Raw genomic sequence first — 13,096 nt, 5'->3', positions numbered from 1 at the left:
GAGCCTGGCTTCCGGCAATCCATGCCGGAATGACGGCCTTCGGTAATGTAATACCCGAAATCTGACAATGCAGAATTAGGACTATTCACCAAAACCCAAAATATCCACGCTCAAGATACCCAAGGTGTTGGTCGCGGCCTTAGCCATTTTTTCCGCTGCTTCCTTGCCGACGCTGCCGGTACTATCCAGCGATTTGCCGACCGCGGCCGCCACATTGCTGACGCCGGTCAAACCGGCCGCGACACTGCCGGTGGCTGCGACAGGCACACCCACGGCAGAACCACCGATATCGATATTATCGGCGCCGACGATGGCGGTTGCCGCCAGCGTGATGTTATTGCCTTTAATGCCCGCCTCACCGGCGTCGATGATGCCGCGCGGCGCGAACAGCAACACGTCCCCTGCTCCTACCGTTCTAATACCGCCGCCCTGTAACACCGGCGACACTTCCAGCACCGGCATACCCGCCGCATCGTAACTGACTTTAAGCGGCGGAGCCGCTAACGCGGTTTGCGCGCTGCGGCCGGCATCGACATCGCCCTCGGTGGAACCGCCGGTAATATTGCCGTTACCCAAGGTCACCACGCGCTGAATATTCACGTCGATGTCATTGCGGGCCAGCAGATTGGCCTCGCCCTGTTTTTTCACGATCACGCCCAACTCATCGTCTTCCTTTGCCAAGCCGATATCGGCGGTCGCCAAACCTACGGTGATACCGCCATTGGGGGTAAACAGATTGGCATCGCCGCCATCCTTGGTTTGTATCGAACTCAAGAACAGCGAAATATTACCCAACTTGGGCCTGACCAATTCGCGGGCGTCATCTTTCTCCCGGTCGCTAGCACTGGCAAAGGTTTTACCCTGCCGCGCCAACTCCGCCTCGATTTTTTGCTGTAGCACGGCATTCAGACTATTCAAGATATTGCTGGCGCTGGTATCGGCGTTGACCACTATGCCGTTCGCAGCATCTACACGGTAATCGCTATTACCTGCCAATAAGGTGGTTCCGGGGAACAGCGACTCGATGGTGGCCAGCAATTTTAGCTCGGCCAAATCCTGAGCCTGTTTGGTTGTAGCTTTGGCCAGCGTGGTTGCATTGGCTTTCACTTCCTGCAAAAACACGGTTTGCACAACACTTAACAGTTTGCTGTCCAAGCGGGCCTTATCCACCGTGGATAGGCCGCTAAATGCCAGTTTGGCCGAATCGACGTTTAACGACGAGTCGCCGGTGATGCCGCGCATTTCCTGCACGAACAAATTCAGATAACGCTGATTTTCCAGGACGTATTTACCCGAGTTGAGCATAAACCCTTCGGCAAAACCATTACTGTTCAGCGCACCGCCCGCCAATCCGGCAATCACGGTTATATTGGCGCCGTCATCGGCCAGGGCGGCATTAGATTGATCGCCCGAAGAAGTGATACCGATAGACGATCCCAAATTCACATCCCGGCCCGCCAGTGCGGTTAATTGTCCGGGACCGGCCACGTCTATGCCTTGGTCGGCTTCGATAATATTGCCGGTGTCGGGGTGAATATTGATCGTGTACCGAATATCCCGGCCGGCATTAAAGATACTGACAGCGTCTGCGTTGTTATGTTGAATATTGAATGTGGCGCGGACAATATCCTTACCGGCGCTAACCTCGGCGGGCTTGGCCAATACAAACACCACGTCGTCGTCGATACGGCCGATATTGCCGGTGCCGGTGCTAATCAACACCGGATTTGGGTCATTGGCGTGCAGCGGCGTACTGGCGTGAATTGCGGTGGGCGATTGCGGTTGCTGAATATCCAGAACCTTCAGCACATTGTCCAAGTCGGTTAAAGAGGTCCCGACGAAGGGCAATGCAGCGCTCGGTAATGCCGCCGGTTCCGCATCGCTCAGAATAATCCGCGGATTACCCTTGCCGGTTAAATTCTTAGCGGCGAATAACTCCAAACCACCTTGCGCGGACGGATATAGCGTGAAGCTCTTGTCCACGGCAATATTGCCGTTCAGTGCGTAGGCCTTTAGGCCGGCGGGATAAACCAAAAAGCCTTCGGAAATATTGGTATTGGTGGCCTTCTTCAAACTGGCGATGTCGTTTTCCAGGCCAAGGTCGCCGGAGAGCGTGGTCAATGTGACATTGCTGTCGGTACTGTAGCGGAAAAACCGATTCGATGAGCCATTGATCAAATCTACCGAATCCGGCAAGGTCACGAACATCGGATCGACAATCGCTTCCAGGGCCATGGACTTGCCGGCGACTACATTAAACTGCGCATCGCCCAAAGCCAGTATCGGATTCAGCCCTTTGTTGGTTCCGGCTTTCAGCGATCCGTGCGCATAAATATCCGCCGCACCGCCGTCCACATAAAACACGCCGCCGGCGATATCGCCACCTGCCTGTAATTGCAGATTACCGCCACCGTTCACTTCGACCACATTGGTCTTGAACGTGATAACAGTGGCATCCGCCACCGGCGTATCCCTTTCGCCTACCTGTTTACCTGTGGTGGGGATCATCACCGACAGGTCTTCGACATTTCCACCCGCACTGATGCTGACATTACCGCCGCCAAAGGCTGTTACGCTTTGCTGATGCTGACGGGAAAAGCCGCTTGAGTCGCTGATGCCCAAGGCCACGCCCCAGGCAGTCGGACGTTCCGAGTTGAATTCCGTACTGTGCTGATTGCTATTGGACCAGTCACCGGTGCGCACCAAAGCATCGCTGAGCAATTGCGAGCTAGGTTTGGCATCGATATCGCGTCCGACCTGAATGCTGATGTCGCCGCCATCCAAGGGATATTCGGCGTAAAACAGCGCGGCCAAATCCGGCCCGCCGCTACCCCAGCGCTTGGCGTCATCGGCATCCGCGCGACCCGCCGTATAGATTGCCGAGTTTTGATTACCGTAGACCAGATCGCGCGCCGCGCGAATCTCAATATCGCCGGTACCGGTCCGCACGCTGACATCGTTGGCTAAACTGACGTCACCGCTACCGGCACTCGTCAACAGACTGGCAGAGGCCAGCACCGCCATCGCATTCGCGGAATTCAAATCAGCGCCACCGATCAGTTGGTAACTCCAAGAAGCACCGGTTTGTAGATAATCGCTGACGTTGATCGCTCCAAAACTTGCGGAATTCAAAACGCCGGCGGAAAAGCCGTCGCTCAAATTGGCATTGATCAACAAATTACCTTTAGCTCTAAGCGTTAACACCCCCACCACATCGTTATTCGCACCATAACGCCAGGCTTCTCCGCTGTCGAGTTTTCCCAAGTCCCAGGTCTCTGCGACGGTCAAATTACCGCTGCTGCGAACTTCGACGCCGGGGATGATGGTAAATCCGGCGCCAAAACGGCTGCCAGCAACATTAGCCGCCGCCAAGTCGGCCATATAGGCCAGATTATCATTGTGCATCGCCTGCTGCTCGGCAGCGGCGATACGGTTGTGGTTATAAATACGCGCCCCTTCAACGGTGACGTCGGTATCGCCAACGATAGTGCCGGCGGCAATGGCTTTGACGTTAACGTCCGCCAGACCGTCGCCGTCGGTATCCTGGCGATCAGCACGTAAATACACCTCGCCTGCCGCGCCGGCTCCAGCCGCTGCGACGTTGATGCGCGCGCCGGGCTGGATCTCAATCCCCGCGCCATCGGCCATGGCCCCATCGATAGACGACAAACTGACCTTGCCGCCGTTGCCATTCGCCGCTTGCGCATTCGCCAGAATCAGCGCCGAGCTGTTCAGCGTCAGCAAATCTTCCGCCGCCAGCGTCACCGAACCGCCATTCTCACCCGAGGCATCCAGGGTGCCGGCAATGCTGATACTGCCGGTGTCGGCGCTCAGATTAATCGCGTTGGCATCCACGGTTTGCCCAGCCTCTACAACGATATCGCCGCTACGCGTTCTCAGTTCGACTGCTCCGCTAAAACCGGCGGCGGTAAACACAGTATTCAAAGCACCAAAGCCACCGGCGTTCAAACTGCCGGTATCGATGGCGACTCGGCCACCGTTTGCCTTACCAACGCCATGGGCATCGATAAAACCGTTGAATTGCACCTGACCGGCGCCGGCTTGCGCGGACAGTAAGCCGGCAAGCATCTCGGCGTTAGCGGCGTTTAACAGCAGCTTGCTGCCGGCTTCGGCACTGACATTGCCATGCTGAGAACTCAAACTGATTTTGCCGCCGGACAGATTCACCGGCTTGCTTAGGCCGGCATACGCCACCGCACCGGAGACATCGATCAGCGCATTGCCGCCTAACACTACATTACCCTGCAAGGCATTCAAGGACACGTTACCGGTTTGATACAACAAGGCCGTGTTCAAGGCAATGTTATCGGCTTCCAACACTAATTGCGCGGCTATGCCTTGAGTGCCGGCGCTTAGCGTCTGGCTGCCGCCGCTTAGAGACAAGCCATGGCCGCTGGCATTAATAATGGTTTTGGCGCCGTTCTCGGCACTGACAAACGGCGTATTCACGCTGAGGTCGGCCAATGAAGTTAAAGTGCTGTCGCCCTTGCCCAACATGCGCTCGCCGGCGTTAACATTGACTGCGGCAAAACCCGACAGCTGGAATTTACCTTGGTCCAGCAACAGCTGTTGCACATTGATATTCAATACCCCACTGCCGTCGCCCGGCAAAACGCTGCCCGTAGACTTGCTATTGGCAATACTCAGGGTTTTCGCAGTCAAAGACAGGGTTTTCCCGGCATTGGCTTTACCGGCCAGACCCAAGGCATCAATGCGTAAATCGCCGAATTGAAAAGGTTGACCAAGCGCATCGGTTTGCAATAACTCCCCGTACAAATTGATCATACCCCGGCTGCTCAACACCAACTCGTTTACGGCCAAGTGCGAGAGCTGATTATTATCCAGCGACAGGCCGTTCGCTACGCCGGAGGTCTCGCCGAGGTTGATCGTTTCCGCGCCCAGATATAAGGAACCGCCGGCCAGATTCAGTTCACCGGCCATTTTGGTCCGCCGTGTCGAATCCAGCGCCACCGAGCCCGCGCCGGCCGAAATTACCGCGCCGGCACTTATGTTTAGATCGCCTTTCAAGCCTTTAGCGCCGGTACGGTTGATCGTTGCCTGCTTACCCGCGGACGTGCGCAGCAAGGCGCCGTCGCCGCTCAGCTCAAGCACCGTATCGCCTTCCGTATCCGCGACCGCGCCGCTGGCTTCAATTTTTGCACCCTGTTCAAGGGTGACATTTTCGCTGGCGGCCAGCAAGGCCTCCGGCGCTTTCAAGGTCGTGTTTTGGGCTACCGTCACCGACTTGGCGATGACATCCAGCTTGGTGTGGCCGGTCGCTGCATCAAAGCTTCTTACCGCACCCAGCAACAAGCTATCCACTCTAAACTTATCCAAATCGCTAACCGACAATTCGACATCGTCGGTCGCAGCGGTTGAGCCTAAGGCCAATTTATCCGCCACGATGTCTACCAAACCGCCACGTCCGCCCTCGACCACATCGGCCACCACGGTGGGTAGTTCCAGACGGGTTTTGGCGTTTAGCACCAGTTGTCCGGCATCTTGCGGCAGCCGCGGAATCGCCAGTTCTTTATTTACCGCTCTATCCGCGAAAAATTGATTGGCCGAGCTGATGTTGTATTCGCTACGGGTTTTGGCAATGCTGCCCGCTTCTACGACATACTCGGACCAATATTGGTCGCGGATGTCTGTTCCCGCGATAGTGCGGTAACCACTGACGACAGACGCACCATCGACCCGTGTTCTACTGGTACCGGGAATCGCATTGGCGCTGCCGGCGACCGGCGACACCAAAAATGCATTCGGCAATAAGGCGTAACGAGCCGGCAGTAAGGCATAGTAGCCGGCGGCAAGTCCGCTACCGGCACCGATGTAAATACTGTCGCCGGTTTTCAAACCGGATTCGGGAAACGATTTGGGGTCGAACGGCGAATAATCAGACACACCCGGTACCACCGCAAACCGTTGATCCGAATCCAGCACATCCAGCGAACCGCCGTCGCCTGGAATGAACTCAAAACCCAATAAATCGCCGCCACCGGATAAATCCACTAAAGCACCGTCTTCCCGGCGGATTTGCGCGGCTTTGACGGTTATTTTTTTCTCGGGGCTTTCAAACACCCGTTTTTTATCGGTGTCGGCCGGTTTCAAATCAGGGTTGACCACGTTCAGGTTGTTGCCGGTGCCGGCCAATGGCAACAGCCACTCCAAGCCGCCCTGGGTTACGCCCAGCGGGATGATTTGTCCCTTAGCAGAAACCGACGTAATGCTGTCGGCGCCGAAAGTCACCGTTTTTGTCGCCTCCAACACGATCTCGCCCAACGGCGCGGTCAGCACACCGTTTTGGACGATATTCGGCCCTTGCACGGTCAAACTGCCCAAGGCGGACAGCACCGGTGCGGCGGCTTTAGCGCTTTTATTGAAAGTCACCGTGCCGTCCGGATCGCCGGCAACAGCCAAGGTAAACTCGGTCAAGGAGGTGGGATAGACCTGCGAGGCAGTTAGATTAAGTTTGGAAAAGGTTTTAAATTCGCCGACAAAATCCAGTTCCCGACTGTCGATCCGAATGCCTTTCAGGCGAATATCGCCGTCGGCGGCAAGATCGACACTATTAAAACCGGTCGTTACCGAGCCACCGACCAAATCAATCAAATCGGCATTGACCGCCAGCCGGCCATCGCCGTTCGTGGCTTTTAATATCGGTGCTCGATAGCTATCCGACCCCAAGGTCGCGGTAGTAGCGCTGATTTGCACAAGGCCGGTATCGTCGGCGGTGTTCCGCTCCCAACCGAAATTGACCGCGTCCAGCGCAATAGCGTTATTCAGTTGCAGATCGACATCGCCGGTAAAACGAATCTCGCCTTTCTCGCCGGATACGGCCAAATCCAGAGAGCTAAAGCCGGCCTCGCTAATCTGCTCGGCGGCCAGATAGCCGATGCCGGTCAGTTGGTCGCCAGGGGAGTCCTTCTTGGGCAAGGAATCGCCGGGTTTAGAAAAAGCCGCGGAAAACGGTACATTGCGTTCCTGGGAGATTTTTAAAATGCGCGGCGCGCGCGGAAAGACAGAATTTTCTATATCCGAATCTCGGCGATTGTCTACGTTCAGAAACACCGACAGTTTGCCGCCGGAAGTGCCGGGCGCTGCACCGCCCCTGGCTTGCATATCGCCGTCCAGAAACGCGCCTTCGGCAGCAGTAACATTAATGCTGCCGGCATGCGAACCTACCAAGGTGGCAGCATAAGCCGCGCCGATCACGGCAGGATTATTAACCGGTAAATCCAGGGTGGCTTGGCTACCGGAAACATTGATCAAGGAACCAACCTGGGAGGCAAAAAAGCCGCGCTGAGCATTGACGATCACTTTGCCGCCGTCGAAGACCTTACCGATACGCCGGCCCAAGCCGTCCACGGTGATTTGGCTGCCGCCCGATACATCGATACCGGCAGTGCTCCCCAGCCAGATACCTTGATCCTGGCGGTATTGCGGATCGACGTCACTTTGATCGGGAATGATATTCAGCGCCACGGTACCGCCGGGCGCAACGATGCGGCCATCCAGCACCAGCGACGAGTCGGATTCCAGCGTGACGCTGCTTAAATCATCGGCGTTAATCGTCGCGGTAGCAGCCACAAGCAAATTGCTATTGGAATTAATCCCGGCAGCGTGATCGGCTCGCAAGGTCAATTTGCTGGGTGCGCGCAGTTCCGGCAACAAGGTCGTCAAGTCCGAAAACGTTTCGATACCGTCGGCGTTGGCCTGTTCCAGATAGGTATTGTTCAATACTCTGTTCTGTTGGCGCAGCTCAATGTTGACACCGTCTTCCACCGTCAATCCGTTCAGGTTTGCGCCGATATCGAACTCGGCAAAGCCGCCTTCGCCGAAAAACGTAGTGGCGATTTGTAAAGGCTGTACGCCGCCATCGTTTCTGCTCGGCGTTTCTTCCCGACGGATAGCCACCGCGTTGGCTTTCACCGTAAAACCGCCGCCTTGTTGCATGGCATAGGCGTGCATAACGCCTTCCATCAACACGTTGGCGCCAGCGTTGTCTATGGCAGGTTCCGCGACCAACACAATGCCGCCCTCTTGCAAGGTGTCGCCCTTGCCGGTGGTCCTTTGCGCCTTACCGGCTTCCAGCCTGCGGTCTTCGTGCAACCAGGCACCGGCACTGATGTCGATCAAGCTGCCGGCCCGCAAATTCACCCCACCGCCGTTACCCTTGGCCTTGGCGATAAAGGTACCGCCGTCTATCGCCACCGTCTTGCCGTCAAGATTCTCCGGCTGGGCGAAATCGTTAATCCATTCCCCGCGCAAATCGATTGTCGCACCGGAAGCTAGGTTAATCTCGCCTTGCAATCCCGGCGCATTGGTCTCGGCGGTTTCCAGTTTTACCGTCGCCCCGGCACCGACGATATTGCCGCGCACGTCAACCGCGCCGCCTTGTAAAGTCAGATTGCCGCCGGCGGCCAAGCGCAAGGTCGCATTATCGGCGACGCTGATTTTGCCATTGGTTTTAAACACTGCATTGCGCACGCCGCCGTCGATGAGCTTGTTGGCATCCACGGCCAGAGCCATGGCCAAACCGTCATTTCCAACCGGCAATAACTCGTCGATATCCACATCGATGCTGTTTTGCACGCCGGCGGAGAAAATCAATGCCTGCGCATTGTTCAGCGTAAACGCGGTATCTACCGTCAGACGGCTACCCTTGGCTTGCTCGGCCAGCGTCCGCTGCCGCCTGCCGTTGGTGGTCTTACCCAGCAGCTCGCCGTCTAAAACAGCACTGTTAGCTCTAACCATTAAGCTGCCGGCATCCTGGCCCTCGACATAACCCGGTTCGAAACGCGCCAGCGTAAACGGACCGTCGATTTTCCAGACTTTGGTGATGCCCCATTTTTGGTATTTTTTCACCACCTCGCCGTAAATCGCCTCGTAAGACACTAAAGGATCGGCTTCGCTAATATCCACCAAGCGGCCATTGGCCAGCAGTTTACTGGTGGTAATGAAGCCATCCAGATAAGTAATCTCGCCACCGGAAAAGTCCAAAACCGCGCCTTTTTCAAGGATCACATCGCCTTCGGAGTTCAGCGTAATCTCGCCGCCTTTCACCATTCGTTCGGCGACCGTGCGGCCAATCCCTGCCACGGTAGGCGCAATATCGGTCAGAGGCGTGCCTTCGCGGATGTCCACCAGGACGGTCTTACCTTTCAATATGCCGGTCTTTTGCAGCGGGGCGTCTTTCAATTCGAAGTTGCGCAATTCCACTTCCAGGACGTTGCTCTCCATGGTGCGAACCACTTTGTCGGTGCCGGACACATCGATTTTTGCGCCGGCATCGATCAGGATGCGGCTATCGTTTTTTGCACTGTTGTCGGCAACCGGATTTAACGGCGATTTAGTCGCGGTGATGTTAACCTTGCCATAGGGTGCGTTGATTTCCGCGCCGGACTGCAAATGCACTTTATCGGCCATAATCTCGACCCGAGATTGCGGCTGCACCTGACCGGGTACGGCGGTTTTCTCCACCAACACCTTGACGGCTTCGCCGGACTCCAGATTTTGGGTTTCCTCGATATACTCCACCTCGGGCAGAATCTCGGTGGTACTACCCTCGCCTAAAGTCACTTGCGCGGAACGGCCCAAACCATCGCCTTTATCCGTGGTGCGGGTGGTGGACTTCGCAGCGATAACCGTCTCGCCGCCCTCGGTTTTGGTGGTGAAACCTTCCCGTGCCAACAGGCGGATAGTGCCGTTGACATTGGTGGAGGTGGTTGCGGATACCTTGCCGCTTTGTTTGACGGCAAAGCCCATCAAGGTGACATTGCCGCGATTGGCAGCGATGTTGCCCAAGTTTTCCACCTTGCCGCCGGTCTCGACTTCCACCAGCAAGCCGCGCACATCGTTATTGGTTCTGTCATCGGCAGTGGGGGCTTCTTGCAAGTACACCTTGTCGGTCGCCGCTGCCATGATTACCTGACCGCCGGGCGATTCCACATCGCCTTTGTTCATGATGCTCGGCGCAATCACCAGGATGCGGCCGCCCTCGCTGGACTTGATCCGCGCCCCGCTTTCCACTTTGATCTCAATCGGCACTTTTTGACCGTCGGCATCCAGTTTGAAACTGCCATCGGTATTTTTTTGATAAAAATCGCCGGAGCCTTGAAAAGCGGCGCGACCATCCTTAGACACAGTGCCGATGGTTTCTTTGTCAAAGGTTTTTTCGAAACTGACATCCATCGTCGAAGCCACCAAACCACGTGCGTTGACCACCGAATCCCTGCCAAATACAAAGCCGTTTTTATTGACTAAATAGATTTGTCCGTTTGCGGTTACCGAACCCAAAATCTGGCTGGGATTTTTGCTGGGATCAACGATTTTATTTAAGGCGATGGCGCTGGCGCTGGGCTGCTTGAACTCGACGGAACTGTCGGCACTGACGTTGAATTTATCCCAATTCAGAATAACCCGGTCGGTCTCCTGATTAATGGTCATGTTATTACCGACTACGGAACGGTTGGCGCCGCCCATACTGGCCCAGACCGCGCTGGGCACCGGTAATTCGGCGCAAACCGGCGAGACGAAAGCGATCAACATACTGCCGGCGACTGCCGACTTTACGCAAGCCGCAATGGGATTTAATCTGAAAAATACCGCGTCGTCATGCTGGTGCTGTGCTCTGTTAGTCATAATATCGCCTGTGCCAATCGAAGAAACAACCGCATAAAAAATCGGTTGGCAACCCGGCTGTCTTGACTGACAAGACCCGCGGCTTTCCGCCCCCGCTTCGCAACGGGTTTAGCAATATTTAAATAAAACGGTAAAACGCCTTGTTTTCACCCCTCACCCTGCCCTCTCCCGCTGGAGAGGGATTGTTGTGCTTCGCGGTGAATAACTACAAATAACTTTTAACTACCTTAATAAGCATGAAATGCTGAATAAATACTAATTTAAAACAGCCCAATATTAACTGTACAAAAGTAGCAATAAGGCAATATAAAATATTACATATTTATTACAGTAAATAGATTTGTAATAAATATGTAATATTATTTATCGAAACTTACAGTCTTAAACAATGTTATTGCCATCAAAATATGTTTCAAATAAAAATCAACAACATAGATACCAGCACACGTACAAATTCCGAGTTTCTTAGGTATCCTCTTACAGAAGCTACTGATAATGCCTTTTCCCTCAGCGGCCCGTCGTAAAAGCTCGCACTCTCGAAAAGGCAATGCCGTTAAATTAAAAGCTGGACACATGTAGGGTCGAATTTATTCGACCTTTAGCGCCCGCCCATATTGCGAATAACTTCGCACCTACAAATCCTTGACTTAGCGGCGTTGTCCCAGACGAAGACGGGGTTGTTTTGAGTTTTACGTCAGCGTCCCGATTGAGTAGGAGATTTCTCTAATTCTTAAAGGTCCGTTTAAATAACAAAAAGACGGGAGCGAATAACCCAAAGACACAAATTAATTCGCTCCCATCTTCCGCAATGATTCAGCCGCCACGCCCTAAAATTGTGTAGCAATCCTAAAGTCCACTCGGTTCTCGCCGCGCCTGACGGTGCCTTGGTCCAGCAGCGGAATGCCAAAATCAAACTCGCCTTGCACATGCTTAAACATATCGAAACGTAAACCCACCCCGGTACTGGCTAGCGCCATTTCATTCGCATTTCCCGGTAAGGCATCCACAATCCAGCCTTTACCGGCGTCGACAAACACCAGCGCCCGCATTTTGTCGAACTCGTCCCATTCGTCCGGCACCAGCCGGGGGCTATACCATTCCAGCGAGGCGGTCACGCCGTCATCGGATAGCGCATTGGTTTCCAAATAACCGCGCACGGTTTGAAAACCGCCCATCGAAAATTGCTCGTTACTGATCAGCGGCGAATCGGTGATCTGTCCTGACATCCGCGCCGCCACTTCCATACCCCAAGGCAAGTTATGCCGGTAGTCCATACCGCCGCTCAGATAGATAAAATTGGATCTGGCTAAAAAGCGTTTGTCGGCAAACTGCTGCTCATCGCTGCCCAAGCCACGTATCGCAAAATTGACACCCACATTGAAAGACAACAAAGACTCGGCATCGCGCAAATTGCCGCTGTACTGGGCCATGAATGGCAGATAACTGATGGGGGTTTTTAAGGTATCCGAACCTAATAAATTCAAATCTTCCTTAAAGTCCTTGTAATCGACGCCCAGCGTCGCGGTATGGGTGTAATTGTTTAGCGTCTTAAGGGGCGATACAAAACGCGCGCCGTAAATATCACCGGTACCGATCACCGATAACGCGCCGGCGCTGGCAATTTGCGACGTGGAAGATGAACTGACTGCGTATAGAGCAAGACGCTTGTCATCGTCGATGATGGGCATTACATAACTACCGACCAACACTTCGACCTCGTCCGGATTTTCCGGCGAGGTTTGATACATGAACGACGCGCTATGAAATTTTTGCCAGAGATTGTCGTAACGCAGCGATACCAGGGTCCGCAAGCGGCTGGTGTTTTGCGTATTGCGGGAATTTACTTCGACTTTGCCGTGCAAGGGCAATTCGTCTTTAACTTTGAGATCCACTTCCAGCGTACCCGGCGTTTCACCGGCCCGCAGCACCGGCACCACGCTCCTATCCTCGCTCTCGCCGGCCAATGCGGTAAGCTGTTCCTGCATTTTCGGCAGATTGGGCACATTACCCTCCGCCAGCTCAGGCACCTTGGCTTTGATGGCACCCAGCGAGAAATAACGGGAATCGGTGACTCGCAAGCGCGATACCTTGCCTTCCGTCACCTGTAAATACACCACACCGCCCACCACGTTTTGCTCGGGAATATCGACGGAGACGGTTTGATAACCTTTACTGCGATATAACTCTTCCAGTGCGCTACGCGCATCTTCCACGGTATCAATGGTTTTTTTCGGGCCTAGAAACCGGTAGACGCATCGTTCCACCAGTTTCCGGTCCAATAAAGAGCTACCCTTCAGGCGCAGCTCCAGTAAATCGAATTGATTGCCGGCTTCGTCCGCGCTGACCAGCGCACTAGCCGTCAATAACACAGCCGCCAACCCAAAACGGACCGAGCCTAAAAACAAATGTTGTTTCATTTCACCCATCGCAA

The 13,096-nt window shown here is 54.6% G+C and carries 2 protein-coding genes and 1 riboswitch; both genes read right to left on the bottom strand.

All coding sequences use genetic code 11. The annotated features are described in order from the left end of the window. Nucleotides 1–81 precede the first annotated feature (81 nt). Entirely contained in the window at nucleotides 82–10,665 is a 10,584-nt protein-coding gene (locus NP589_RS08375; RefSeq protein ID WP_256606575.1) for a filamentous hemagglutinin family protein, read from the bottom strand. Between the two features lie 44 nt (nucleotides 10,666–10,709). Then, a riboswitch (cyclic di-GMP riboswitch) is annotated at nucleotides 10,710–10,788 on the bottom strand. A 704-nt stretch (nucleotides 10,789–11,492) separates the two neighbouring features. Then, nucleotides 11,493–13,091: a ShlB/FhaC/HecB family hemolysin secretion/activation protein gene (locus NP589_RS08370; RefSeq protein ID WP_256606574.1), complete on the bottom strand. Its 1,599-nt coding sequence runs from the start codon at nucleotides 13,089–13,091 to the stop codon at nucleotides 11,493–11,495. Between the last annotated feature and the right edge of the window lie 5 nt (nucleotides 13,092–13,096).

Origin of the sequence: Methylomonas rosea, from assembly GCF_024505055.1 — a bacterium.
Taxonomy (GTDB): Bacteria; Pseudomonadota; Gammaproteobacteria; order Methylococcales; family Methylomonadaceae; genus Methylomonas; species Methylomonas rosea.
The sequence above is the reverse complement of the archived record's forward strand: the minus strand, read 5'-3'. Positions and strand labels throughout refer to the sequence as shown.

What these genes read in the sequence shown, in the direction of transcription:
- NP589_RS08370 (WP_256606574.1), bottom strand. Translation starts at nt 13,091, where the DNA reads ATGGGTGAAATGAAACAACATTTGTTTTTAGGCTCGGTCCGTTTTGGG.
- NP589_RS08375 (WP_256606575.1), bottom strand. Translation starts at nt 10,665, where the DNA reads ATGACTAACAGAGCACAGCACCAGCATGACGACGCGGTATTTTTCAGA.